General features: G+C 63.3%; 22 protein-coding genes and 1 pseudogene. 4 read left to right on the forward strand and 19 right to left on the reverse strand.

Going from position 1 to position 24,306, the window contains the following annotated elements:
- Window positions 1-31 precede the first annotated feature (31 nt).
- The 9 genes and pseudogenes from NKH05_RS00935 to NKH05_RS00975 all read right to left on the reverse strand — a co-directional run.
- A pseudogene (locus NKH05_RS00935) lies at window positions 32-688 on the reverse strand (class I SAM-dependent methyltransferase); the annotation flags it as partial.
- 59 nt (window positions 689-747) lie between these two features.
- The gene (locus NKH05_RS00940) at window positions 748-1,737 is read right to left on the reverse strand and encodes a GNAT family N-acetyltransferase (RefSeq protein ID WP_353024885.1); all 990 of its coding nucleotides are present in this window, start codon (window positions 1,735-1,737) and stop codon (window positions 748-750) included.
- Between the two features lie 7 nt (window positions 1,738-1,744).
- Window positions 1,745-2,809, reverse strand: coding sequence for a glycosyltransferase (locus tag NKH05_RS00945; RefSeq protein ID WP_352493909.1), 1,065 nt, complete (start codon window positions 2,807-2,809; stop codon window positions 1,745-1,747).
- A gap of 20 nt (window positions 2,810-2,829) precedes the next feature.
- A complete protein-coding gene (locus NKH05_RS00950) occupies window positions 2,830-3,762 on the reverse strand; it encodes a glycoside hydrolase 5 family protein (protein ID WP_353024886.1) in 933 nt (310 codons plus the stop codon).
- Window positions 3,755-4,516: a TIGR04290 family methyltransferase gene (locus NKH05_RS00955; RefSeq protein WP_023716617.1), complete on the reverse strand. Its 762-nt coding sequence runs from the start codon at window positions 4,514-4,516 to the stop codon at window positions 3,755-3,757. The genes NKH05_RS00950 and NKH05_RS00955 overlap by 8 nt, the downstream gene beginning before the upstream one ends.
- Before the next feature lie 2 nt (window positions 4,517-4,518).
- Window positions 4,519-5,319, reverse strand: coding sequence for a nucleotidyltransferase family protein (locus tag NKH05_RS00960; protein WP_353024887.1), 801 nt, complete (start codon window positions 5,317-5,319; stop codon window positions 4,519-4,521).
- Window positions 5,319-6,422 carry a CgeB family protein gene (locus NKH05_RS00965; RefSeq protein ID WP_023716619.1) on the reverse strand — a complete coding sequence of 368 codons (1,104 nt, stop codon included), beginning with the start codon at window positions 6,420-6,422 and terminating at the stop codon, window positions 5,319-5,321. Before NKH05_RS00965 ends, NKH05_RS00960 begins: the two co-directional genes overlap by 1 nt.
- Before the next feature lie 14 nt (window positions 6,423-6,436).
- On the reverse strand, window positions 6,437-7,030 hold the full coding sequence (locus NKH05_RS00970; protein WP_353024889.1) for a histidine phosphatase family protein: 594 nt from the start codon (window positions 7,028-7,030) through the stop codon (window positions 6,437-6,439).
- Complete coding sequence (locus NKH05_RS00975; RefSeq protein ID WP_352850525.1) at window positions 7,027-8,130, reverse strand: inositol-3-phosphate synthase; 1,104 nt, start codon at window positions 8,128-8,130, stop codon at window positions 7,027-7,029. Before NKH05_RS00975 ends, NKH05_RS00970 begins: the two co-directional genes overlap by 4 nt.
- A 159-nt stretch (window positions 8,131-8,289) precedes the next feature.
- Between NKH05_RS00975 and NKH05_RS00980 the strand changes: the two genes are divergently transcribed.
- Entirely contained in the window at window positions 8,290-10,122 is a 1,833-nt protein-coding gene (locus NKH05_RS00980; protein WP_353024890.1) for a hypothetical protein, read from the forward strand.
- 251 nt (window positions 10,123-10,373) lie between these two features.
- Here NKH05_RS00980 and NKH05_RS00985 read toward each other — a convergent pair whose 3' ends face one another.
- Genes NKH05_RS00985 through NKH05_RS01020 form a run of 8 tightly spaced genes read right to left on the reverse strand, consistent with a single transcriptional unit; the run spans window position 10,374 to window position 19,330 of the window.
- Complete coding sequence (locus NKH05_RS00985) at window positions 10,374-11,420, reverse strand: UDP-glucuronic acid decarboxylase family protein (RefSeq protein ID WP_352493912.1); 1,047 nt, start codon at window positions 11,418-11,420, stop codon at window positions 10,374-10,376.
- A 23-nt stretch (window positions 11,421-11,443) separates the two neighbouring features.
- The gene (locus NKH05_RS00990; RefSeq protein ID WP_023716624.1) at window positions 11,444-12,553 is read right to left on the reverse strand and encodes a CgeB family protein; all 1,110 of its coding nucleotides are present in this window, start codon (window positions 12,551-12,553) and stop codon (window positions 11,444-11,446) included.
- Window positions 12,550-13,644 (reverse strand): CgeB family protein, encoded by a 1,095-nt coding sequence (locus tag NKH05_RS00995; protein WP_352715879.1) that lies wholly within the window; start codon window positions 13,642-13,644, stop codon window positions 12,550-12,552. Before NKH05_RS00995 ends, NKH05_RS00990 begins: the two co-directional genes overlap by 4 nt.
- Complete coding sequence (locus NKH05_RS01000) at window positions 13,641-14,771, reverse strand: CgeB family protein (RefSeq protein ID WP_023716626.1); 1,131 nt, start codon at window positions 14,769-14,771, stop codon at window positions 13,641-13,643. Before NKH05_RS01000 ends, NKH05_RS00995 begins: the two co-directional genes overlap by 4 nt.
- Window positions 14,772-14,773: 2 nt before the next feature.
- Window positions 14,774-15,874 (reverse strand): glycosyltransferase family 4 protein, encoded by a 1,101-nt coding sequence (locus NKH05_RS01005; protein ID WP_352715876.1) that lies wholly within the window; start codon window positions 15,872-15,874, stop codon window positions 14,774-14,776.
- Entirely contained in the window at window positions 15,859-17,151 is a 1,293-nt protein-coding gene (locus NKH05_RS01010) for a TIGR04295 family B12-binding domain-containing radical SAM protein (RefSeq protein WP_352715873.1), read from the reverse strand. The genes NKH05_RS01005 and NKH05_RS01010 overlap by 16 nt, the downstream gene beginning before the upstream one ends.
- Complete coding sequence (locus tag NKH05_RS01015) at window positions 17,148-18,227, reverse strand: NAD-dependent epimerase/dehydratase family protein (RefSeq protein WP_352638951.1); 1,080 nt, start codon at window positions 18,225-18,227, stop codon at window positions 17,148-17,150. Before NKH05_RS01015 ends, NKH05_RS01010 begins: the two co-directional genes overlap by 4 nt.
- Complete coding sequence (locus NKH05_RS01020; RefSeq protein ID WP_352845806.1) at window positions 18,224-19,330, reverse strand: NAD-dependent epimerase/dehydratase family protein; 1,107 nt, start codon at window positions 19,328-19,330, stop codon at window positions 18,224-18,226. The genes NKH05_RS01015 and NKH05_RS01020 overlap by 4 nt, the downstream gene beginning before the upstream one ends.
- 238 nt (window positions 19,331-19,568) lie before the next feature.
- On the opposite strand from NKH05_RS01020, the gene NKH05_RS01025 reads away from it, so the two are divergent.
- Window positions 19,569-19,841 (forward strand): hypothetical protein, encoded by a 273-nt coding sequence (locus tag NKH05_RS01025; protein ID WP_023716631.1) that lies wholly within the window; start codon window positions 19,569-19,571, stop codon window positions 19,839-19,841.
- A 26-nt stretch (window positions 19,842-19,867) separates the two neighbouring features.
- Here NKH05_RS01025 and NKH05_RS01030 read toward each other — a convergent pair whose 3' ends face one another.
- Both NKH05_RS01030 and NKH05_RS01035 read right to left on the reverse strand, forming a co-directional pair.
- Window positions 19,868-20,464, reverse strand: coding sequence for a response regulator (locus NKH05_RS01030; RefSeq protein ID WP_023716632.1), 597 nt, complete (start codon window positions 20,462-20,464; stop codon window positions 19,868-19,870).
- A 1-nt stretch (window position 20,465) separates the two neighbouring features.
- Window positions 20,466-20,663, reverse strand: a complete 198-nt coding sequence (locus NKH05_RS01035) for a hypothetical protein (protein ID WP_023716633.1) — start codon at window positions 20,661-20,663, stop codon at window positions 20,466-20,468.
- A gap of 165 nt (window positions 20,664-20,828) precedes the next feature.
- On the opposite strand from NKH05_RS01035, the gene NKH05_RS01040 reads away from it, so the two are divergent.
- Both NKH05_RS01040 and NKH05_RS01045 read left to right on the forward strand, forming a co-directional pair.
- The gene (locus NKH05_RS01040; protein ID WP_352482799.1) at window positions 20,829-23,933 is read left to right on the forward strand and encodes a CheR family methyltransferase; all 3,105 of its coding nucleotides are present in this window, start codon (window positions 20,829-20,831) and stop codon (window positions 23,931-23,933) included.
- Entirely contained in the window at window positions 23,930-24,289 is a 360-nt protein-coding gene (locus tag NKH05_RS01045; RefSeq protein ID WP_023716635.1) for a response regulator, read from the forward strand. Before NKH05_RS01040 ends, NKH05_RS01045 begins: the two co-directional genes overlap by 4 nt.
- Window positions 24,290-24,306 lie beyond the last annotated feature (17 nt).

The raw sequence follows: 24,306 nt of genomic DNA on the forward strand, positions 1-24,306 counted from the left end.
GCCTCTTCAGCACGCGGGCGATTTCCATGAAGTGCCGTTCCGCGAGGCCGGCCAGCACCAGATAGGGAAAGCTGTCGACGGCCAGCACGCGATCGAGGCTGGCATCGCGAAAATCGGCAAGATCGAAACCGCGGGTAGGGCGGAATTCTACATTGCCGAGCCCGGCGCATCGCCGCCGGGCGATCGAGATCATCGCCACGGATATGTCGATGCCGACGATCCGGTGCGATAGAGCGGAGAGCGCCTGTTCGAACCGACCGATGCCACAGCCGATGTCCAGTATGTCGCGGTCAGTGCCGGTAAAGCCTCGCCTCTCCAGCCATGCGACGATCTCAGCCGTCGCGGCCGAGAGCTTTTCCTCATTGCCCAGCGACGACAGCTGGACGCTCGCCGCCGGGGAGATCGCCGCCGCCGCGTCAAATCCTGCCGCCAGCCGCTTGACCACCGCATCGTCGGTCTCGTCCTCCCCGCGTTCGTGCCGAACCGCAGCACCTGTTTTGCGCAGCGTGGCGAAGATCTCGGGCCTGCGCTGAAGCAGGCCGGCAATCCGCTGTAGTTTCGCCGTCTTTCGCGGGTCGGCCGAGTGCATATTTTGCGCAATCGTCGCCAGTTCTACGGCGTCGATTCCTGTCTCGAAACGGAGAGCCAGCCTGGCGATGACGGCTTCGACGCCGGCACCATCTGCCATGCACTCCTCCAGCACCTGTGTTGCTGATGTCGCCCGCCGAGATCTCGATCGGGTCGCGTTCACCGCCCTTTGCTCCGCGTCCAGATCTTGCGCAGCGTCCACCGGTCGACGGCGCCCCAGCTGTATTTGTAGGCCTCTTGCCCGCGCAGAAAATCGAAGTCTTCCGCGCCTTCGCAGATCGCCTGGCTTATCGCCTGGCCGATGAGCAGCGCGCCGGGACTTTCCTCCGCATAGGCCGGATCGAAGCCACCGAGGTAAGCGTAAGCGCGGCCTCGATGATGAAACCCGTAATAGGCGCCCACGATCGCGCCATCGATGGCGACAAGCCAGCATCGGGCAAGTGCCTGAGCAGCCAACAGCGGCAGCGCCTGACGGTGGAATTCTTCCACGCGGGTATCGGACAGGACGCCGTCGCCGTTTCCGGCCCAGCGCGCGCGGTGGAGGCGGATCAAATGATCGAGGAATGTCTGCGGATCGGACAAAACGGGTTCGATGGAGACCCGGCCACGTCTCGAAGCAGCTCTATGGGCGCGGCGCAATTGGCGCCGTCGCCGCGCCGGAACACAGCTGAGAAGCGTCTCATCGCCCGTGAGGGAAAGCACCGGGCAAGCAGCGTGGCTGACAGCCTGGCTTGTTTCGAGCGCGGCATGGCAGATGGCGAGGCCGGCACCGCCGGCCGGCAGATCCGGCAAGATCCACTGTGACCAGCCGATGGAAAGAACCGAGCCGGCGATGACGGCGCCGACCGGTTCGGCGATCTCGGGAAGACAAAGGAGGTCCAGATAGTCGCTCAACGAAATCCCGAGCGGAAGCAATCGCGCGCCGGCTTCCCGGTGTTCCAGATAGAGTGGCGCCAAGCCGACCAGGTCATCGCCACTCCAGACGGCGACCGTCGCAAGCTCACCAGGAGCGAATGTCCGCCACCACGGCACCAGCCATGCGGGAGACTGGAACGGCGTCGCCGAGGGACTGCGCGACCAGAGTTCCCACCAGTGTGGCGCGAGGGCTTCGAGGCCCGCCGCATCGTCGATGATCTCGCTGCGGAGCATGTCCCGCTCACTTCGCCGCCGCGAGCTGTCCGCTGTCTGTGCCGAGCCGTGCCAGCGCCCGATAGGCGTCCATGTAGGAGGAGACCATGCGGTCGAGTGAAAAGCGGCGCCGCGCCTCGGCCCGGCAGGTCTCAGGGTCCAGGCCGGGTGCGGCAACGATGGCTTCCGCCATTTCGTCGACATCTCTGACGAGATACCCCGTCTTGCCATGCTCGACCACATCCGGCAGTGCGCCATTCGGGAAGGCCACCACGGGGGTGCCGCAGGCGAGTGCCTCCATGGCGACGAGAGAACTGGTTTCCGCGGCAAGGCTCGGGACGACCAGGCAGCGGGCTGTGTTGAGCAGGCGCCGCTTGGCGACAAAGCCGAGCGGACCGAGAAAGCGGCGCCGACTGTCCAGCCGCGGCTCGACCTCGTCGCGAAAATACGCTGTGTGGGTTTCGTAGGGATAGACTTTGCCGCCGATGACCAGCGGTACGTTGGCCTTCTTGGCTGCGTCCAGCGCCAGATGAATGCCCTTTTCCGGGCAGATTCGGCTGAGCACGAGCGCAAACTCACGCTTGACCTGTGGCTCGCTCAGCGCGTCGATGTCCACTCCATTGGGGATCGGCCCGATCAGCCTGGCGCCCGGTGGCGCGGTTCGTTGCTGAGCCGCCGATACCGCATGCAGCCACAGATCCTCTCGCGCCGGACTGAGAGCATCGGCCGGATACCAGTCGAGCGGCAGGTGCAAGGTCACCAATGTCGGCCCATCGCCCGGCAGATAGGCATCGAAATCGATGCCGTGCAAATGAACCGCGTCGATTGGCCAGCGTGCGCGTGCGGTAGCTATTGCTGCGCGATGAGCACGCTGGGCCCGGCGCTTCGCCGCTTCATCGAGCACGCCCGGTTCGGCCGGCGTCTCGATGAGGACACCCGCAGCGCGCGAGCCCTGGCAGCCGATCACGATCGAACGGTGTCCGGCCTGTACGAGCGCCTGATCGAGCATCGACAGCACCTGCTCGGCGCCGCCGACCGCATCCGGCCCGACCGGGGCGAGGGGATAGGCGACGTTGAGGACGGTGAGCGTCATGGCTGGCGAGCCGAAGCTCCTCACGCTGCGGAGGCGCGCTGCCTGCCGGCGGAAGGGGCAGCGATGCTGCCGGCATAGCGGCGCGTCATTGCCGCGCAGAACTCGGCGAATTCCGCCGGCACCAGCGGCGGGCTGGCGTGGTGCGGCATCATTCCGCGGTGTTCCGGCGTGAAGCAGAAGGTGACCGTCACGTCGAAGTCGGCCAACGCCTCCATTTGCCGGTCGAACCAGTCAAGTGCGTTCGGCCTGAAACTGTCGGCCCAGGAAAGCCCGGTGCGCAGATTGGTGACGCCGAGCCGTTTCATCCAGGCGACGGCGTCATCCAGCCGGTGATCTTCGAAATGGAACCACTGCACCAGTCCCATTGCCGGCGCGTGGTGCAGGAATTCCTCGAGCGCGGGCTTTGGCGTGCCGTCCTGGCGCAGCAGGCCCATGTAGAAATGGCGGTAGTAGGAAGAGCCTTCCGCCTCGCGATGGCGCGTCGTCGCTTCCCATTCGCGCGGCAGGTCGTAGAGGCTATACCATTGGATGCGCGGTGCGTTGCCGATCAGCAGTTCCGCTGTCCGGCGCAGGCCCCAGGCCTGTACCTCCTCGGCACCGAAGGTCGACACGCCGACCTCGCTGACCCATACCGGAAGATCGGTGACAGCCGAAATTTCGCCAATCTTCTGCGGCCATTCGTGGATCTGCCAGAGGTTCCAGTCGAGCGGAAAGCCGTGCACGGCGACCGCGTCGACATGATCGAGCACGCCGAATTCCTGCATCCGTGTTATGAAGGCGGCGTCGATCGGCGAGATGCCGCCAAGGACCTTGGTCAAGGCCGGATTCTCCGACGCTATCGCGTCGGCGGCCAGGATTGTCATGTTGGCGAAGCGGCTCCAGTCGGGATCGAGCTCTGGATCCCAGTGGGATTTGTTGTTTGGCTCGTTCCAGATCATCGCGGCTTCAATCATTTATCTGTCCTTTCGACGGGTAGATGGCGCCGCCGCCGGCCGGTACGTCGGCGGTGCGGCAGAAATAGACCTCCTGCTCGGGTTGCAGCACGATCTCGAAGCCGGCGCTGCGCAGCATGGCTTCGGTGCAGGCGCGATTGGGAATCCACCAGTTGGTCGGGTCGTCGGCATAACGATGCTCGATGAAATGCAGCTTTGGGAACTCCGGCCGGTCGAACAGGTCGTGCGTCCAGAAATGATAATTCTGCTCGAGTGCCGGCACGTCGGTGCTGCCGCGCTGCATCGACTGGAAAATCATCAGGTCGTCGGCAACGTGCTCCCGGATCAGATCGAGAGCGAGCAAGGGATGGCGCAAATGGTAGAGCACTCCCATGAACAGCACGATGTCGAACCGCTCACGCAGCGCGCCAACGTCGTAGACCGAGAGCTGCTGGAATTCGATGTCGCAGTCCGCAACCTCAGCGGCAAAGCGCGCCTGCGCAAGGTATGCCTCGTCGAAGTCGATGCCGAGCACGCGACCGGCGCCGCGGCGTTTCATCTCGATAGAGTAGAAACCTGCATTGCAGCCTATGTCGAGCACCGCCTTGCCGGAAAGATCGGCGGGAATGGCGTCGGCGAATTTGCGCCATTTGATCAGCGGGTAATTGCCGAGGAAATGATCGGGAGCCGTTTCCACGCCGGCCAGCTCCATATTGTGGAACCATGGGCCGAGCGCATCGATACGGCGGCGGATTTCGGCATCGGAATGCAGCATGGCTAGCCTCCTTCGCCTGCGAGGATAGGGAGGTGCTGGTGGCCGGGCAGCGTCATGGCGGCTTGGTCGTCCTTGGTACTGGCGGCGCTTTCGAGCAGCCGAAGTGCGGTGCGGTAGCCGTTGAAAGTACCGACATCGACATAGGCGGTGCCAGCCTTGATGCCATGTGCTTCACCCCCGGCGGCGAGATAGGCATTGACCAGCGTGCCGATATATTCGTCGCACCGGTCCCGTTCCCGCCACAGCACGGCGAGCTGGTGAAGGGTGTGGCCGGGCATCTTAAACGCACCCCAGATCCAGTTCGACGCGGCATTCTGCTGCTTGACCTGGATTTGCTTCACCCGGTCGTCCTGGTCGACAACGACGGCATCGAAGAATTCCGGCTGGTCCACCGGAAACAGCAGGAAGGACAGGCCGTCGTCCGGGAGAGCCAGGAAGCCGTCTTCGGGAAACCAGATTGTATCGGGAAGCCCGACCAGAACGGTCTCGTCGGCTCCGACGAGCGGTGCGGCGCGGAAGATGGCGTCGCAAAGGCCGACTGGAGAGGGCTGCACCACGAACAGCGCCGCCGCATCGGCATAGCCGGCAGAATAATATTCGAGGATATCCGACTTACCCGAACCGATGACAAAGCAGATCTTGTCGGCCCCCGCGCGCACCATGCGGCGCACCAGGTATTCGCTCACCGCGCAAGGCCGCTCGGTGTTGCCGTCGATGCGGCTGCCGACCGGCAGCAGTTCCTTCGAAAAGCCGAGCGGCTGGATGCGGCTTCCCCGCCCGGCGGCGGGCACAATGCCCAACATCAAACTGCCTCCTTCAACGGCTCGCCATGCGTGGAGCCGTGCAGTGCATCGGACAGGATGCGGTCGAATTCCTTCGCCCGCCGCGCCGAGGTGTGTTCGTCCAGCACCCGCTCGCGCGCCCGGCGGCGGATCGCGTCAAGCTCGGCGTCGGGCAGGTCGAGCGCGGCGACCACGTCGTCGGTGCTGTTGGCCACGACGATCTCTTCGCCGGGCCGGAAGAAGGCCTCCAGTCCCGGCCACGTGTCGCTCACCATCGCAGCACCGCACGCGGCGGCTTCGAATAGCCGGCCGGAAGGACACCAGCCCCTTTCGGCCATCGCCTCGCGGGTCACGTTCAGGGTCAGCCGTGATGATGAAAAGAAGGCGGGGTGTTCGGCGGGCGGCAGGTGACGGACGAAGAAAATATTGTCGCTCCACGGGAATTCTTGCGGATATTGTGCGCCGCCAATGATGAAACGGCGATCCGGCAGGCGCGCAGCCGGACTGACCAGCAGCCTTTCGACCCCGGTCTGGCGGTCTGCCGCATACGTCCCGAGATAGGAAAGGTCGCCGGCAAACTCCGGCTTGGGCGGGGCCGGCCGGTGTCGCTCTGGATCGACATGGCCGTAGAGTGGCATGACGCGGCGCGCGCCCAGCATCGTCTTCAGCGCATCGATCGCGGTTCCTCCCGTGTAGCTCAGCACGAGGTCGAAATCCCGAAGCCCTTCCGGCCCGAAATAGGCCGGAGGCTCACCTTGTTCGATTCGCGCCAGCGTCACCGGCGTGTCTAGGTCATAGAAGACCTTCAGCCCGCGACAGGCCTGGTGGGCAAAGCGCGACGCGCTCACCGCATCGGGGCAATAGGAGGTGACGATGACGACATCGGCCTCATTCACCGCCTGCTCGGCAGCGCTCTGGATGTCCTGCCAGTCCGGATAAAGGACAATGCTGCCGCCATCCAGCTGGTCGAGGTCGCGCGTCCCGGCATAATAGGGAGTGTTGCGTTCGAAGAAGGTGATGGACCAGCCCAGCCCGGCCATCGCCCGGATCAATCCGCGCCACAGCGTGGCGTGCCCGTTGCCCCACGACGATGTCACGGTAAGACCGAAAATGACCATGCGCATCCGGCAATTCCTCGTCAGGCAGCTTCGTTGAGTCTGACCAGCTTCGACCCCCAGTCTCCCCAAACAACCGTGGTGATCGACGCTGGGTCGATATCGAAACGAAAGCAGTTCCCCAGCGACAGGCCGAGCACTTTGCACACGGCGGCCTTGATGACGTCGGCATGGCTGACCAGTGCAACGCACTGGTTCTGGTATGTTCCGCGGACCTGCTCGATCAGCGAGACGACGCGTTGCTGCACGTCCAGCATGGTCTCGCCGCTCGGTGTTCTCGCCTGCTGGCGCTGGTCGTTCCACACCCGCCAGTCGGCATCCTGGTTCAGTTCCTCGAAGGTCTTTCCCGACCAGGTGCCGAAGTCGATCTCATCGAGTTCCTCGCGGGTCACGATTTCACCGGCATTGCAGGCGAGTGCAATCGGATTGGCCGTCTCCTGCGTGCGTTCGCGCGGGCTACAAAAGATTGCCGCTATCGCCTCGCGTGCCATACGGTCAGCCAGATGCGAGGCCTGTGCCCTGCCGGCTTCGCCGAGGCAAACGCCCGCCATCCGTCCGGCAAGATAACAGCCGACATTGTCATGCGCGGCGTGGCGGACCAGAAAGAACGTCGTCATTCCGCGGCATCGAGCATCGGCTCGTCCTTACCGGCGATGAAAGAGAGCGTGCGCTGGCGGGCTTCCGCGTCGGTGAACTGCTCGGGCGGCGATTTCATGAAATAGCTGCAGGGACCGGTCAGCGCGCCTGCGATGCCGCGGTCGAGCGCCAGCTTGGCGCAACGCACCGCATCGATCACGACCCCGGCCGAGTTGGGCGAATCCCACACTTCCAGCTTGAGCTCGGCATTCAGCGGCACACCGCCGAAGGTCGTGCCTTCGACCCGGATATAGGCCCACTTGCGGTCGGTCAGCCACGGCACGTGGTCGCTCGGCCCGACGTGAATGTTGCCGGGCTCCAAGGGAACATCGATCTGGCTGGTGACGGATTGCGTCTTTGAGATCTTCTTCGATTCCAGCCGCTCGCGCTCCAGCATGTTGAGGAAATCGGTGTTGCCGCCGAAATTGAGCTGGTAGGTGCGATCGATACGCACGCCGCGCTCACGAAACAGGTTGGCAAGCAGACGATGTACGATCGTCGCACCGACCTGGCTCTTGATGTCGTCGCCGATCAGCGGCAAGCCGTGTTGCTCGAAGCGGCGGCGCCACTCCGGCCGCGAGGCGATGAAGACTGGTATGCAGTTGACGAAGGCGCAGCCCGCATCGAGCGCGCACTCGGCATAAAAGCGCGTTGCCTCCTCCGAGCCGACTGGCAGATAGGACACCAGGATTTCGGCGCCGCTGTCGGCGAGGATCTTGCCGACATTGGCGACCGGCTCGTCGGCCTCCTCGATCTCGTCGCGCAGATATTTGCCGATGCCGTCCAGCGTCGGTCCGCGTTCGACGCGAGCGCCGGTAGGCGCCACATTGGCAAAGCGGAAAGTATTGTTCGGCGCGCTGTAGATCGCGTCTGCCACATCGCGTCCGACCTTGCCCTTGGCGACGTCGAATGCGCAGACCACTTCAATGTCCTTGACATGGTAGCCGCCAAGATCGGCGTGCATCAGCCCGGGTATGGGCTCATTGCTCCTTGCGTCGCGGTAATAGGTGATGCCCTGAACAAGGGAGGAAGCGCAATTGCCGACGCCGACTATACCGATTCGAACTTTCTTCGATCCCACGAAACCGCTGCCTATGCTGTTGAAGGTAAGTTCTTCGTGCCAAACCGCCTTCCTCCCGGATTGTTCCTTGCCGGCTGCAAAAATCGTGCAACCGATAGTGGATCAAAGTAGCGCCCGCCGAGTTGTGCAGCGAAGGGTGAGGCCAACCGGGACGGGACAATGATCGTCTATGGCGACCACAAGCGAATGCAGAGCGCGCAACATGTTCGCGGCTCAGCGTGCAAAGCGGCCGAGCACATTGCCGACATGCCAAGTGGGATCGAACGCCACGCAGCCTTGGTCGGCCTGTTCATCACGGCCTCGGAACTGGTCCAGGGTCTTGCCGATGCTGAATTCGAGGCCAACGGCACGGACAGGAATTCCCGATACCGGATCGCGGGCGCAAATCTCCTGGTCGGCTTGGCCCGGCACGTGGGTAGATCGTGGGACGCCGGATTCACGATCGATGGCCCAGTCGATGCTGACGTGCCGCGAATGTTGGCCGAACTCGAATGCGATGGCGAAATCCTCACCGGCACGGCTGAGGGATATGCTCACTATGCGCTCTATCCGGAAAGCTATTTCGTCGCCGCGCGGCATTCCGGTCTCGATGCGAACACATGCGTAATCGGCATCCGCAGCATCGGCCTGGGGCTTGCAGCGATGGTGGCTGCAGCCATCGGCGCACCAGCACCCGTCAGCGTCCGTCCGACCGGCCACCCGTTTCGCAGGCGGCTTGCCGCCGATCCGGAGCTGATCGGTGGCTGGATGACGAAGCCGTCGGCCCGCTTTGCAATCGTCGACGAAGGCCCGGGCCTGTCCGGCAGTTCGTTCCACGCCGTGGTCGCATGGCTGCAAGGGCTAGGCATCGATGCCGGGCGCATCCATCTGTTCCCAAGCCATTTGGGTGGCCCGGGTCCCGAGGCTTCGGCGGACAGTCGCGAGGCATGGAGGGTTTGCCAAAAACACACCGCGGATTTCGAACGCACTTTCCCCGCTGGATCCGCTGTCCCGACGTTGCGGAATTGGGTAGCCCGGACCATCGGCAGCACAGCGGCCAGCCTGGCGGAAACATCCGGCGGAGAGTGGCGTCGCTTGCACTATCACTCGCAGGATCATTGGCCACCCGTTCACCGCGGCTTCGAGCGGCGAAAGTTCCTCGCTTCTGCGGGCCGGGAAAAATGGTCGGTCAAGTTCGTCGGGCTCGGCGAAATCGGAATGCACAAGGCCGGGACTGCCGGGAGGCTACATGATGCAGGCTTTGGCCCGGAGGTCGCCGGGCTGTGCCATGGCTTTCTCGTCGAACGCTGGATCGACGGTACAACGCTGGACCGGGCAAGGCTTTCGAAAGAAAAAGTGGTCGCTCATCTCGCGCGCTATCTGGCCTGGCGCGCAGCCAATCTGCCCGCCTCCGAGCCGGGCGCCTCGCTGGAGGCGCTTGCCGACATGGCCGTGCGGAATACAAGTGAGGCGCTGGGCGAGCGCCGCGCGGCGGAGCTGCAGAACTGGTTCTCGAACCAGGCTTCACCCAAGAATATGCAGCGGGTCGAGATCGACGGGCGGCTTCATCCGTGGGAGTTCATCCTTTCGCGCGGCGGAACGCTGATCAAGACGGACGCCCTCGACCATTGCCGGTCGCACGATCTGGTCGGCTGTCAGGACATCGCCTGGGACATTGCCGGCGCCCGCGTCGAATACAGCCTCTCGGACGCGGCGACTGCGGCGCTTTGCAAGGTTGTGGAAGCGAGAGCTTCCCGTCCCGTCGATGCCAATCTGGTCCACTACTACGAGCCCTGCTATCTCGCCTTCCAGCTTGGCTTGTGGAGCATGGCTTTACGATCTGGCGATGATCGGGAACAGATCCGGCTGGCGGCCGCGGCAAGACGTTATAGGGCGATGTTGCTTCGGTTCCTGGATACCCAAGGGCACCTGCGGCCCTTCGAGCAGGATCAGTCCAGCCGGCGAAGCATATCCGCTTCCTTTTCGAGGATGGCGGCTACCTCTTCCCGCTGAAGATGCGTCAGCATCAGGCTCACGCAACATTCCAGATAGGTGATGGAGGCGCGCCGCAGGAAGGCAGCCGTCTCCCTTGCGGCCATTTGCTCGATGTCTTTGGCGGATCGCTTTGGATGCACAAATCGTCTCCATGCCGGTACCCTGGCCGAACCGCAAGCTGGACGGGTTGTTCCCGCGACGAGAAAAAGTGACCGACGATCGGCGCGAAACGACCGTGATCTCCGAGGGGAACGTGGCAAATACTGCCGTCAGGCCGGCAGATTTTGCAGCCGGCCTGATGCAGAATGCACGCTGGTGGCAATTCGCCGTGTTCTGTCGACCGTCTGCGTCGTCTCAAGCTCGGTAAAATAGCTGACTGTATGCATCAAACCTTGCCTGAGCGGCACTTTTGGCGACCAGCCGAGAAGCTTCTTTGCACGGGAAATGTCGGGTTGCCGACGACGAGGATCGTCTTGCGGCAGCGGCAGGAATTTCAAGGCCGATCCGGTTCTGGTCATGCGCCTCACCAGGCCCGCCAACTGCAGGATGGTGAACTCCCCCGGATTGCCCAGATTGACCGGCTGGCGCGGGCTGGGATTGACCTCCATCAACCGGATCAAGCCGTCGACCAGATCGGAAACATAGCAGAACGACCTGGTCTGCAGCCCGTCGCCGAATATCGTCAGCGGCCGTCTCTCGAGTGCCTGCACGATCAGATTGGAAACAATCCGTCCGTCCGCAGGGTCCATCCTGGGACCATAAGTGTTGAAGATGCGCGCGACACGGATATCGGCTTTTCCCATTCTCAAATAGTCGAAACACAGGGTTTCGGCGGTGCGCTTGCCTTCGTCATAGCAGGCGCGGGGGCCGATGCAGTTCACGTGGCCGACATAGTCCTCCTTTTGCGGATGCTGTTCTGGATCGCCATACACTTCGCTGGTGGACGCCTGCAGGAAACGGGCGCCGTTGCGGGCGGCGAGCTCCAGCAGATTGAGCGTCCCGATGACGCAAGTCCGCGTCGTGTGGACCGGGTCGGCCTGATAGCGTGGTGGCGAGGCCGCGCACGCCATGTTGAAAATGCGGTCCACAGGTTCGCCAAGCTCCAAGGGCCGGCAAATGTCTTGCTTGATCAGCCGAAAATCCGGACGATCGGCGATCGATGCAATGTTCTCCATGCGGCCGGTAAGGAAGTTGTCGACGCAGATCACGCGCCAGCCGGCCTGGAGCAATGTCTCGCAAAGATGCGAACCGAGGAAGCCTGCGCCGCCGGCGACAAGCACGGTCCTGGTCCGTTCCGCCTTTCTTGATAGCTGCATCTCTATTTTCTCCCGTCTGCGGGTCATGCTGCACTCTCGACATCCAGATCGAGAGCAGAACGTGGCGATTTGGCCCGCGCCAGCAGCGAAACGAATTCGCGGGCTCTCGCGGTGCTTGTGTGGGCTGCCAGGACGAGCGCGCGCGCTTGCCTGGCCATGGCAAGCCGGGCACCGTCGGATTCCCCAGACAGGATGCCGATCACGTCCTCGGTCCTGCGCGCCGTGTGGATTGTCCGCTCCGGAAACAGGCTGTCCAATCCGGTCCAGCAGTCGCTGATGATCGCGGTGCCGCAGGCGGCTGCCTCGAAGAGGCGCACGCTGGGCGACCATCCGGCCGCGATCATGGAACTGCGCGTGACGTTCAACGTGTAGCGTTGGCGGCTATAGAAGACTGCGTGATCTGCCGGTGGCAGGTGTTCGATGCGATCGACATTGTCCGGCCAGGCAATTTCGCGCGGATATTGCGAGCCGGCCACGACGAAGCGGCGCTCCGGCATGCGACGCGCCGGCTCGAACAGCAGCGCCTCCAGCGTCGCCTGGCGGTCGGGGCTGTAGGTGCCGAGATAGCCGAGATCCCAGCGCATTGGATCACCGGTTCCGTGATGCCGTTCCGGGTCGACGCAGCAGTAGAGCGGCTCGGCCCGCCTTGCGCCGAATTCAGCCGTCAGACGGGCAAGCGTCGGTCCGCCGGTGAACGAGAAATAGACATCGAAATACGGGACCTGCCGCCTGGCAATGTACTCGCAATCATCGGTTGAAAGTTTCACCAGCGTAACCGGCGTGTCGATGTCGTAAAAGCAGAACTGACCCGTGCACAGCGACGCCACGACCTCAATGATTTCAGGGCCTTCCGGAACGAAGGAGCCGACGACCACGATATCGGCCTCGCGCAGGCAGCGCGCAAAATTGCGGCGAAGATCATCGGTCGTTTCATAGTAGCGCAAGGCGCAGAAATCGGGATCGCGCAGATCCCGGTGACTTGCGTACCACGGCACGTCGCGTTCGAGGAAGGTGATGCGGTGGCCGAGCTCGTGGAGACCTTTAAGCAGCCCCCGAAAGGTGGTGGCGTGGCCGTTTCCCCAGGATGAGGAGAGCGACAGGCCAAGAAAGACGATGTCGAGTGGCTTTGTCATTCCGCAGCCTCCACGGTCGGGCGCTCGAAATGGCGCCTGAAAATGGCGTCGGCCAAAACGGCCCGTGTCGTATAGGTATGTTCGCCAAGCACACGCCGAAGCGCAGATGCCCCGATCGCCTTGGCCCGTTCGGCGCTAAGGCTTTGCATGATCTCGGCGACATCGTCGCCATCGCGCGCGACCAGGATTTCCTCGCCGGGTTTCAGGAACAGGTCTACACCGAGCCAGTCGTCGGTGATGAGGCATGCGCCGGCACCCGCCGCCTCGAAGACGCGCGTCGCAGGTGAAAAGCCATTGGCCGCCATGCTGTCGCGGCTGATGTTCAGCACCGCCTTGGCCGTGACGTTCAATGCATTGTGGTCGCGCGTGCCGACATGGCCGAGCCATCGGACATTGGCGGGCATCTGCTTGTCGCCCCAGCCCGATCCGCCGAGCAGGAAGCGCTGATCGGCCAGGCGGCTGGCCGGATCGAGGAAGAAAGCCTCGACGCGTGCCTCGCGGTCCGGCAGCCGATTGCCGAGAAAGGCGAGATCGCAGGCAAAGCGCCTATCCTTGCCGACCGGATGATGCGTTTCCGGATCGAGCGCATTGTAGATCGGCACGCATTCGGCGGCCCCCATGGCCCGATAGGCCCAGACCACGGGATCGCCGCCGCCATAGGTCAGCACCAGGTCGATTTCCTGCAGCGCCCGATGCAGCGGATGATCCGGCTCGTCGCGCAACTGGCCAAGCGTCGCCGGCGCATCGACATCCCAAAATACGGTCAGCGCATCGGCACGGGCGTGATCGAGCACCGCCCGCAACAGCGCGTCGTCTTCGAAACCGACGCCACTCGCCTTGACGACGATGTCCGCCTCGGCCGCTCGCGCCGCCACCTGCATGAGCGCATGCGGGGCGGCCTCGTAGACGACGACGGCACACCAGTCCGGCGCCTCGATATCGCGATTCTTCTGGCGATCGTAGACGTCCGGCTCGTAGAAGGTGATGTCATAGCCCAGCCTGGCCAGGGCCTTGAGCAGTCCGCGGTAATAGGTGGCCGCGCCGTTCCAATAGGACGACAGCAGGCTCGACCCGTAAAATGCGATCTTCATTCGGCGGCCTCCGTTGCAAGGATCGTGTCGGCGGCTTGGCGGCGCCCGCATTCGGCGAGCACGCCGAACAATTCATCCGCCCGGTGCCGGCATGTGTGCCGTGAGCGGATCGTCTCGAGGCCCGATGTCGCCAGAGATGCGGCGAGATCCGCGTCACGCAGCACGGTGCGAAGATGATGCCGCATCTCGAAGCCGGTGTTTGCAAACAGGAAATCGGTGCCGGGCCTGAACAGACGTTCGACATCGGACCACGGTGCCGAAACAAGTGGGATGCCGCAGGCGAGTGCCTCGAACATGCGGATGGTCGGGATGCCGGGCAGGCTTTCGCGATATGGACGCCGCGGGATGTGAACCGTGATGCGGTTCGCCGCGAATGCCTTCGGCACGTCGGCATTGGCGATCCAGCCTTCGTACCGCAGGCCGGCGGCGGCGAGGTCGGCGAGCGCCTCGCGTGGATAGCGGACGCCGTGGACAGTGCCGCTCAGGCCAAGTTCATGCACCGGATCGACCAGGAACTCCCTGATTTCGGTGCTGCGCTCGTCGTCGCCCCAATTGCCGATCCAGATCAGGTCGGCGCTACGGTCGATTTCAGGATGGGGCTGGAACAGATGGTCATCGGCTGCCTCGTGCCAGGTGAAGACCCGCCTGCCCCATCCGGCGCGAAGATAGCTCTCCCGCAGCGCCTCGCCGAAGGCGAGCACGCCATCATAATGTTCAAGCTGCAAGGCGGAAATCGCTTGCGTGGCCGAGATGGCACGATGGTGCGTGTCGTGAAACAGCAGCGTGAAACGGCCGCCAATTGCTTTCGCCCTGCCCAGCCGCGCGACAAGGTCCGGCGCGGTCCACTCGTGCACGATCACCACATCGGCATCGGAGATCCAGGCTTCGTGGTCGAAGGCGGCGTCATAGGTGACCGTCATCAACTCCGGAAAATCTTTCCGGAATCGCTCGATCGCGAAGGACCCTTTCTCGGCCAGCAGGTTCGACCGGCTCCAGCCGTCGGCGGGCTCCAGCGCAATCGCCTGGTGCCCACGCGCGACCAGCTCGCGCATGATGCCGCGCAGGAAATGTGCGTTGCCGTGGTTCCAGTCGGAAACGATCGAATGGGTGTAGAATAAAAACCGCATAATCAACTATCCGCCATGGTGGCCAGGGCCGCCTTGTCGTAGACGCCGCGCATGGCGGTCGCCTGTCTTGCCAATGAAAATCTGCGGCTTCGGCGGGCGGCTGCCTCACCGAGTTCTCGCCGGCGCTGCGTGTCGCTGCAAAGACCATTGATGCATCTGGCGAGATCGCCCGGATCGCGCGCGTCGTAGAACATGGCCGCCCCGTCCCACAATTCGCGGTAGGTCGAGATATCGGCAAGCACCAAAGGCGTCGCCGACATTGCGGCTTCCAGCGTGGCCAGGCCGAACGGTTCGTAGAGCGACGGCGATACGAAAATGCCGGCCCGCGCCATCAGCGAGCGCACTTCCTCGTGTGGTACCGGCCCGACGGGAACGGCATGGCTGAAGCCAACATGCTGGCCGTCCGGCCCTTGCAGCGAACCGGCGACGAAGACCGGCCATTGCGTCAGGGGGGCGGCCTGGTCAAGCACCGCCGCGTTCTTTCCTTCATCCCACCAGCGCGCGGCGGCGAAAACCACCGATTCCCGCCTTTCGCCCTTCGCGCCCGGCCGTGCGCCGTTGCCGACGACGCTCAGCCGCGCGATCGGCCCGTAGCAGGTTTCGAGCATGTCGGCATGGCTGCGGCTCGGTGCAACGACCATGCCTGCTTTGTCGAAACCGCGCCGGTTACGGTCCTTTTGCCAGGCCCACTCGCCGTCCGCCGCCTGTCCCTTGACCGCGTGGAACCATGTCACGACGCAGGAATGCGATACCGCAACGATGGGGCAGGGCACGTCGAGCGCCGCCGCCTGCGTCGGCGCGTTGAGATGGACGACGTCGACAGCGTAGTCACGTATGAGTGGGCGCAGCTCCTGCTGCAATGTGTCGAGAACGTGCTCGCTGCGGGTCATCCAGTCCGGCGGCGTGTTGAGCCATGTCAGCGCCGCGAAAGACTGGGCCTCCTCGGCCTGCTGCCTGGACGGTTCCGGACCAAGCCCGGCAAGCACGACGCTGTCGCCGCCGGCGACCAGTTGCCCGGCCAGATCGAGCGCATAGCGCCAGACGCCACCGACGGCATCGACGGTCATCAGTATGCGACGCGGCGGGCTCAGTGTCCGCAACATGTGGCCTCCAATTCGGCCAGCGGACGCGGCCGCTTCTCCTGGATGTCGCTGAACGTTCGGAAGGATGCGAGGTAATGTTCATGCGCGCGCTCCCAGGCGAGGTCGTCGGGCTCGCCCCAAAGTTCGCGGTAGCTCGGCGAACTCGGATAAGGATAGAGCGGCACCGGTTCGTTGGCCCAAACGCCGTTGTCGATCAGGTGCTTTCGCCAATAATCGACGAGCGCGGGATCGTCCTCGACCACGCCGATCAGATTGGCCTGCACGAACGGCACGTGGCGCCTTGCGTCGACCAGCAGCGCGGCCAGCTCCTCGGTGCCCAAACGGCAGCGTTTTGCCAGCATGGCGCGGCCTTCCACAGTCAGGCTTTCGAGGCCCGCCTCGATCGAGACGCAGCCGGCGGCACCGAGCAGCTTCAGCAATTCCGGCTTCCAGAGGTCGATACGGGTCTGCACGCCGAACTTCACATCGCGATCGACCAGCGCCTCCAGCAATGCCTTTTGCGGCAGGAAGATCTCGTCGATGAAGTAGATGTAGCCGACACCCTGTGCGATCAGCCGGTCGATCTCGGCGATCACTGCTTCGTGGTTCCGGCGGCGATAGGCATCGCGGAAATCGATCTTGGCGCAGAAACTGCAATTATACGGGCAGCCGCGCGACGCCTCGACCTCCGCGCCAAAACCGACCTGGTTGTCGTCGAAGCGGTGATGGTGGTGCGAATGCGCGGCAATCCAGTCCGATGGCCATTCGAGCGGCGGGTGATCGATGAACGAGCTCGCATGCACGCCGCCGTTCGAGACCAGTTCTCCATCCTCGAAATGGGCGGTGGACGGCACCGCAGTCCAGTCGTCGCGCCGGGCAAGTTCCGCGACCACTTCCTCGCATTCGCCGCGCACGACAATGTTGACGCCAAGCTTGCGCAAAGTCGGCGTCGGCGTCGCCGAGCCATGCGGCCCGACTGCGACGGTGCGACCGCCGCGCCCGGCAAGATGATTGAGGAAATCGGCCGGCACGCGCAACTCGGGCGGTGCGCAGCGCCAGAACAGGTAGGTCGGCGCGGTGCTGACGACGGTTATGTCAGGCTCGAATGCGGCGGCGCGATCGGCGAGCGCGGCGTTGTCGAGCTTCTGGATCTGCCCGTCCAGCATCAGCACCTCGTGGCCGGCAGCTTCGAGCAGCGCTTTCGAATAGCCGAGTTCGAGCGGCAGATGCGGCTGGCGGCAGCCGAAATAGATGCTGTCCTGGTACGTCCAGGACGGATTGACCAGAGCGATCCTCATGCCACGTACCTCGCCGGTTCGGGATGCGGGTCGAGGCGATGACGCTGCAGCCAGTCGGCGAGGTCGCGGATGCCGTTTTGCCACGGGACGTGCGCTTTCCATCCCAGCGCCGCCTCGATCGCGCGTGTGTCGGCGACGAAGAACGGTTGGTCGCCGGTGCGTTCGCGGTCGTAACGGATCGGAACGTCACGTTTCGTTATGTCGCGAATCTCCTTCAGCAGCATGCGCAGGCTGACGGCGTTTTGTGGTCCGCCGCCGAGATTGAATGCCTGGCCGCTGATTTCCTCGATCCGGTCGAGCACGGCGCGATAGGCCGCGACCGCATCGGCAACGTGGAGGATGTCGCGCACCTGCTTGCCGTCGCCATAGATGGTGATCGGCCGGTCGGAGAAGGCGCTAAGCAGGAAGTGGGCGACCCAGCCCTGATCCTCCGTCCCGAACTGGCGCGGTCCATAGATGCAGCTCATGCGCAGCACCGCCGTCGGCAGGTCGTATGACTTGGCGTAGTCGAGGACATACTGGTCCGCCGCGCCCTTGGAGCAGCCATAGGGCGTGCAGAAATCGAGGCCGCGCGTCTCGTCGATGCCGTGCGCATGGATGGCCGCGTCGCGAGGCGCGTATCTGCCGTCTTCTTCGCCCATGGCGAGGTCGGCGAGGCGGCCATAGACCTTGTTGGTGCTGGCGAAAACGACGGGGATGCGTTTGCCGCTGCGGCGAGCGGCTTCCAGGACGTTGAACGTTCCGCGCAGGTTGACGTCGAAATCCTCGTCCGGCCGAACCAGGCTCGTGGTGACGGCGGTCTGCGCGGCAAAGTGGAAAACCGCTTTCGAACGCGCCACCAGCGGCGCGAGCGCCTCTGCGTCGCGGATATCGGCGATTTCGATGGTCAGACGGCTGCCGTGCTTTTGCGTCAGCCATTCCAGGTTCTGTTCGACGCCGGGACGGCTCAGGTTGTCGATGACCAGCACCGGTTCGCCATCCGACAACAGGCTGTCGGCGAGGTTGGAGCCGATAAAGCCGCTGCCGCCGATAATGGCGATGGGCGCTTCGCGAAAATCGGGTGACTCCGGTCTCATGATACCAGCCCTCGCGCTTCGAGTTCCCGCTTCATCTCGGCACTGCGATCGATGGCGACGGTGTTGCGCACCCATGCGACGAAATCGCCGAGCGAATGCTCCAGCCGGTGCTGCGGCTGGAAGCCGAGCAGTTCGCGCGCCTTCGAGATATCGGCAAAGCAGTTGCGGATATCGCCGGAGCGTGCCTTGCCGAGGATTTCCGGCTGGCGGCCAGGCACGCCCATGGCTTCGGCGAGCAGCCGGGCGACGTCGGTGACCGCGTAGGCCCGACCGCTGCCGATGTTGATGACGTGGCCGCGCGCCTGGGGCTGTTCCAGAGCCAGGCGGAAGGCGCGGGCAACGTCGCGCACATGCACGAAATCGCGCTGCTGTTCGCCGTCCTCGAAAATCAGCGGCCGCTGGCCATTGGCGATGCGGGAGGCGAAGTTCGCCAGGACGCCGGTATACGGGTTCGAGAGCGCCTGTCCGGCGCCGAAGACATTGAACAGGCGCAGCGCCACCGCGTCGACGCTATAGGCTTCGCCGAAGATCAGTACGGCGCGTTCCTGGGCGTATTTTGTCAGTGCGTAGATCGAGGCTAGATCGACCGGTTTCTCCTCGTCGGTCGGCAGCGGCGACAGGACTTCACCTTCCGGCGACAGGGGATTCCATTGGCCGCTGCGGATGTCGTCCGGCTGCCGTCTTGCATTGTCGATGCGCCGGCCGTCTGGCGTGGCATAGAGACCCTCGCCATAGACGCTCATCGAAGAAGCGACCACAATCCGTTCGATCGGCCGTTTGATCAGCGCTTCCAGCAACGTGGCGGTGCCGAGGTCGTTGGCGCCGACATAGCGGGCGATCTCATACATGGACTGGCCGACGCCCACTTCAGCCGCCAGGTGAATGATCGCGTCGACACCCTCGACCGCCTCTATGATAGCGTCGCGATCGCGAACGTCGCCTTTGATCAGCTTGGCGCCTGCCGGCAGGCTGATTGCCTCGCCGCCGTGCACCTGATCCAGCAGCGCATCGAGAATTGAAACCCCATAGCCATGTTCAACGAGTTCCTGGGCGACGTGGCGGCCGATGAAACCGCAGCCTCCCGTGACCAGTATACGTTTCACGACAACTCCTCATACGAATGGCTTTGCCGCCCCAAACTTCCGGGCGAAAGGTTTGTTCCCTTGCTTCAACAAAGTTCAGGAGGCTCGCCGGGGTAGGTTTCAACCAGGCGTGGGAACATCGAAGGCTGCTTGGTGTTAGGAGCCATGTTCGACCAACCGCGCGCACATGCCGGGCAGCGATGCATCTGCTGGTTGTGCAACGCGGGGGATCTCGCGGTGGAATCGAAGGGAGATTGCCATGTCTGAATCGAAGACGACCACCGATCATGACGAAATCCGCCGTTGGGCCGAAGACCGCGACGGGCGGCCGGCGGTGGTGCGCACCAAGGGCGAGGGGGGCATACTGCGCATCGATTTCGGCGAGCCTGAAGAGACGTTCGAGCCCGTCGAGTGGGACGAGTTCTTCAGGATATTCGATGAGAACGAACTGGCCTTCCTCTACCAGGATGAGACCAGCGGCGGAAAGACCAGCCGCTTCAACAAATTCGTCGAGCGCAGCCGGAAAAGCTAACATCGTCTAGTTGCCGGCGGCCATGGTCAGTGCAGCAGGTTTGCTCCACGTGCCTTGACGATGTTTCGCATGATGCCGTTGAGCCAATCCTCTGTCGAGGAACCGGATCGTCTGTTGTCGATCTCGCCGATGGCCTGCTCGAGCGTTCGCTCGACCAGCCGGTCGGAAGCATCCATATCTCCCAGCAGCAGACGCGCCGCGAGCCTGAGCTTGGGCAGCAGCGAAAATACGTCGTCTGAGGGCTCGGACGCTCGGCCTCCTTTCGATGCCGACGTCTCGGCTGGGAAGAGAGCATCGAAGACTGCTTGGCCGTCCGAGGATTTTCTGAGGCTGCTGGCATATCGAAGGCGCTCAGGAATAACGATGTCTTCGTCGCCGCTGAAAAACACGAACGGCACGCCACGGCGCATCAGTTCGTCGGCGATCGGGAATACCCGCCTTCCGTTGAGATTGACGTCCAGGATCGCGGCTTCCGCCTCATCCGTATGTTTCGATGCCTGTTCGACCGTCGCCACGGGGCCAAGTACGACGGCGCCCATCTTGCTGAAATAACGTGCAAGATCGCCCGCCAGCATCCATTCGTCCTCGACGATCAGGATATGCAAGCCTTGCAGGTCGCGCACCTCATTGTTCCTTCTTCCTGCGGGATTTACGGCTGTCGGCGCGGACGTCTGCAAAGTGGCGCGCCAGGACCTCTTGCAACCGTTCCGCGAGCGCGAGCAGGCGAGGCGGAATATTTTCGGATACCGGGAACTTGGTCAGATCCGGCGACGGCAACAGGACTCGCTTGGCCGGCTTTATCTCAGGTGGTCGTTTTGCCATTGGAACCGCCTCCGAAGTCAGATGTTAATGCCCACCGGCGGTGCTTTGTTCCGTTGGTGGACTATTTACTGGCCTCGGGCTCAGCCCGGTCTTAATCTGACGCGTGATTTGGGTCTAAGGCCCGATTGGACGGCTTCGTGTTGCGGCGGTTACCAGGGGCGTGGCGTGGCATCCCAGAATGGAAGATTTCCCATTGTCGGCGTCGGCGCATCGGCCGGCGGCATTCCCGCGATGGAGGGCCTGTTCAAAGGACTGACCGACGGCACCGGCATGGCGTTTGTCGTCGTCACGCACCTTAGCCCGGAACGGGAAAGCCTGCTGCACGAGGTTATCCAACGTTACACCGAAATGCCGGTCGTCGTGGCCGAGGAGGGCGTAGCGGTCCAACCGGACCAGGTCTATGTGATGCCACAAAACGTCGTCCTCACCATCCGTAAGGGCGCGCTTTCGCTGCGCCGGCCGAACACGCTCAACCGCGAGCGCAAGCCGATCGACATCTTCTTCAGCGCATTGGCCGAGGACCAGGGCGAGTATGCCGTCGGCATCATCTTGTCGGGTGGCGATTCGGACGGCACGCTCGGCGCCAGGGCGATCAAGGAGCATGGCGGGCTGACTATAGCCCAGGCCTCCAACGGGTACGGCCCCCGCAATCCGGACATGCCGCAGAGTGCGATTTCGAGCGGCCTGATCGACATAGCGGCGCCCGCCGAGCAGATCGGTGCAAAGCTTCAGGCGTTTGTCCGCGGCTTCGACGTGCTGAACGGCCTGACCGAAGCGGACGACGAACACAAGGCCGAGATGGATCGGGCCCGCGATGAAATCTACGCCATTTTGCGCAGCCATTCCGGTCACGACTTTTCCGGCTACAAGACCAAGACGTTCCTGCGTCGCGTAAAGCGGCGCATGCAGATCACGCAGCTGCAGTCGGTCACCACCTACATAGAACGGCTGAAAGGCGATCCGGACGAGGTGGCGAAGCTGTTTCGCGACCTGCTCATCAACGTCACCAGCTTTTTTCGCGACGCCGAAGCGTTCAAATTGCTGGAGGAAAAGATCATACCGCAGATTTTCGAAGGCAAGAACGCCTCCGATGCGGTGCGTGTCTGGGTGCCCGGCTGTGCCACCGGCGAGGAGGTGTTCTCGATCGGCATGCTGATGCGCGAGCGCATCGAGAAGCTTTCCGCGCCGCCGCGCGTCCAGATATTCGCGACCGACATCGACGAGCCGGCGCTCGCGGTGGCGCGTGCGGCGCGTTATCCCGAAGCGCTGCTGCACGGGCTTTCGCCACAGCGCAGGCAACGCTTTTTCCACAGCGACGGCGCGAGCTACGTGCTTGGCAACGAGGTGCGCGAACTGTGCATCTTTTCGCCGCACAGCATTATCCGCGATCCTCCCTTCTCGCGCATGGATATGATTTCCTGCCGCAACCTGCTGATCTATTTCGGCCCGCAGATCCAGAACCGGGTGATTCCGATCTTCCATTACGCGCTGAGGCCGGGCGGCTATCTGTTCCTCGGCACCTCGGAAAGCGTCGGTCAGCACGGCGACCTGTTTGCCACGGTCGACAAGAAGCATCGGATTTTCCAGGCGCGGGAACATGCAATGCCGCGGCCGCTGGTTCTGATCGGCAATGGCCCCACGGGTGCCCTTCCGGTCGGACGCGGCGGCTCGACGAAGGATGCCGCCAGCCATTCACTGCGCCAGGCGATCGAGGCTCAGGTGCTGGAGCGGTTCGCCCCGCCTCACGTTCTGGTCAATGGCGATGGCGACATCGTCTACTATTCGGCGAGGACGGGCAAATATCTGGAAGCACCGCAAGGCGCCCCGAGCCGGCAGTTGCTGACACTGGCCCGCCGCGGGCTTAGACTTGAGCTGCGAGCCGCGTTGCGGGAGGCAGCCACGACGCGCCGCACGGTCGTTCGGGAGAACATAGCGGTCGAAGAAGACGACGGACAGCTTCAGTTCATTGCACTGATGGTCGAGCCGTACACGGAACGCGGCAATGGCGAGCCCCTCTACCTCGTCCTGTTCAATCCGGTGGGACAGGCCCAGATCCGCTCCGATCCGGCACGCGAAAGCCGCGGCGCCGACGATGCGACCGATCTCGAACGGGAGTTGCGCGACACGCGCGAGCGGCTGCAGTCGACCATCGAGGAATACGAAACCGCGCTGGAGGAAGTAAAGTCTTCGAACGAGGAACTCGTCTCCGTCAATGAAGAGGCGCAGTCGACCAATGAGGAGCTTGAGGCCTCGAAGGAGGAGATGCAGTCGCTCAACGAAGAGCTCAATACCATCAACGCAGAGCTGACTGGCAAGATAGAGGAACTCGACCGCGCCAACAGCGATCTCAGAAACCTGTTCGAAAGCACGGAAATCGCCACCATCTTCCTCGACCGCAACCTTGTGGTGCGGACCTTTACTCCCGCCGCGTCGTCGTTCTTCAACTTGCGTCCGTCCGATGTCGGCCGACCGCTGACCGATCTTTCGAGCCAGCTCGACTACCCCGAGTTGAAGCGGCACATCCAGGCGGTGTTCGAGACGGGAGAGACCCTGAACCATCACCTTGCGCGCGACAACAAGGGCCGGTTCTACCTGGTTCGCATCAACCCGTACCGGGACAAAGGCGGCAGCATCCAGGGCGTGGTCGTGACCCTGATCGACGTGACGACGCTGGCGCAGGCTGAAGAGCGTCAGCAGGTGCTCATCTCGGAGCTGAACCATCGCGTCAAGAACATGCTGGCGGTCGTCGCCAGCATCACCAACCGGACGCGTGAAAACTCGGCGTCGAAAGACGAGTTCGCCGAAGCCTTGATCGGCCGGCTGCAGGCGATGTCACGAGCCTACAGTCTGCTCTCGCGAGAAAGCTGGACGGAAGCCTCCGTCGAGGAACTGCTGCGCCAGGAACTTGATCCCTTTGGGGCCGAACGGTTCGAGCTCGATGGCAAGCGGGTAAGCCTCAAGGCTGTGCAAGGGCTCTCCTTCGGCATGGCAATTCATGAGCTGGCGACGAATGCCGCCAAATATGGCGCACTGTCGAAACCCGCCGGGCGCATAGTTGTCAAATGGTCGGTGGTGGATGGCACCTTCAAGCTCGTCTGGCGCGAGAAGGGCGGCCCCCGCATCAAGGAGCCAACCGACAGCGGCTTCGGCCTTACCCTTCTGCGTGGAGAAATCGGTTACAGGCTGGGCGGAAAAGTTGAAACAAGTTTCCGCTCAAATGGTTTGGAGGTGGAAATTGCATTCCCTCTGACCCGCGAGGGCTCGTCGTGACCGGAAAGGTGCGTGTGCTGATCGTCGAGGATGAATGGCTGATCGCCGACGACGCGGCGGCTTACCTGCGCAAGGCCGGCCATCAGGTGGTCGGGCCGGTTTCGTCGGTTACGGCGGCCCTCCGCCTCGTCGGTGAAGGCGGCATCGACGCGGCGCTGTTGGATATCCAGTTGAACGACGAGACCAGCTATCCAATCGCGGAAGCGTTGCGGACGCGCGGCGTGCCGTTCGCTTTCCTCTCCGGGTATGGCGAACGCGAAATTCCGGCAGGTTTCCGCGCTTGCAGGATCGTGCAGAAGCCGGCGAGCCAGAGTGCGATCCTGAATGCCGTGGATGAACTCGCGCGAGCCTGCTGAGGTCTCGATTTTGAACC

It is taken from the genome of Mesorhizobium sp. M1399 (assembly GCF_040317735.1).
Taxonomy (GTDB): domain Bacteria; phylum Pseudomonadota; class Alphaproteobacteria; order Rhizobiales; family Rhizobiaceae; genus Mesorhizobium.

Bases quoted from the DNA above. Each gene is read 5' to 3' on its own strand.
- NKH05_RS00985 (WP_352493912.1), bottom strand. From the start codon at position 11,420: ATGCAGCTATCAAGAAAGGCGGAACGGACCAGGACCGTGCTTGTCGCC.
- NKH05_RS01035 (WP_023716633.1), bottom strand. From the start codon at position 20,663: ATGGCAAAACGACCACCTGAGATAAAGCCGGCCAAGCGAGTCCTGTTG.
- NKH05_RS00970 (WP_353024889.1), bottom strand. From the start codon at position 7,030: ATGACGACGTTCTTTCTGGTCCGCCACGCCGCGCATGACAATGTCGGC.
- NKH05_RS00955 (WP_023716617.1), bottom strand. From the start codon at position 4,516: ATGCTGCATTCCGATGCCGAAATCCGCCGCCGTATCGATGCGCTCGGC.
- NKH05_RS00945 (WP_352493909.1), bottom strand. From the start codon at position 2,809: ATGACGCTCACCGTCCTCAACGTCGCCTATCCCCTCGCCCCGGTCGGG.
- NKH05_RS00990 (WP_023716624.1), bottom strand. From the start codon at position 12,553: ATGACAAAGCCACTCGACATCGTCTTTCTTGGCCTGTCGCTCTCCTCA.
- NKH05_RS01025 (WP_023716631.1), top strand. From the start codon at position 19,569: ATGTCTGAATCGAAGACGACCACCGATCATGACGAAATCCGCCGTTGG.
- NKH05_RS01005 (WP_352715876.1), bottom strand. From the start codon at position 15,874: ATGTTGCGGACACTGAGCCCGCCGCGTCGCATACTGATGACCGTCGAT.
- NKH05_RS01015 (WP_352638951.1), bottom strand. From the start codon at position 18,227: ATGAGACCGGAGTCACCCGATTTTCGCGAAGCGCCCATCGCCATTATC.
- NKH05_RS00995 (WP_352715879.1), bottom strand. From the start codon at position 13,644: ATGAAGATCGCATTTTACGGGTCGAGCCTGCTGTCGTCCTATTGGAAC.
- NKH05_RS00950 (WP_353024886.1), bottom strand. From the start codon at position 3,762: ATGATTGAAGCCGCGATGATCTGGAACGAGCCAAACAACAAATCCCAC.
- NKH05_RS00940 (WP_353024885.1), bottom strand. From the start codon at position 1,737: ATGCTCCGCAGCGAGATCATCGACGATGCGGCGGGCCTCGAAGCCCTC.
- NKH05_RS00965 (WP_023716619.1), bottom strand. From the start codon at position 6,422: ATGCGCATGGTCATTTTCGGTCTTACCGTGACATCGTCGTGGGGCAAC.
- NKH05_RS00980 (WP_353024890.1), top strand. From the start codon at position 8,290: ATGATCGTCTATGGCGACCACAAGCGAATGCAGAGCGCGCAACATGTT.
- NKH05_RS00960 (WP_353024887.1), bottom strand. From the start codon at position 5,319: ATGTTGGGCATTGTGCCCGCCGCCGGGCGGGGAAGCCGCATCCAGCCG.
- NKH05_RS01000 (WP_023716626.1), bottom strand. From the start codon at position 14,771: ATGCGGTTTTTATTCTACACCCATTCGATCGTTTCCGACTGGAACCAC.
- NKH05_RS01010 (WP_352715873.1), bottom strand. From the start codon at position 17,151: ATGAGGATCGCTCTGGTCAATCCGTCCTGGACGTACCAGGACAGCATC.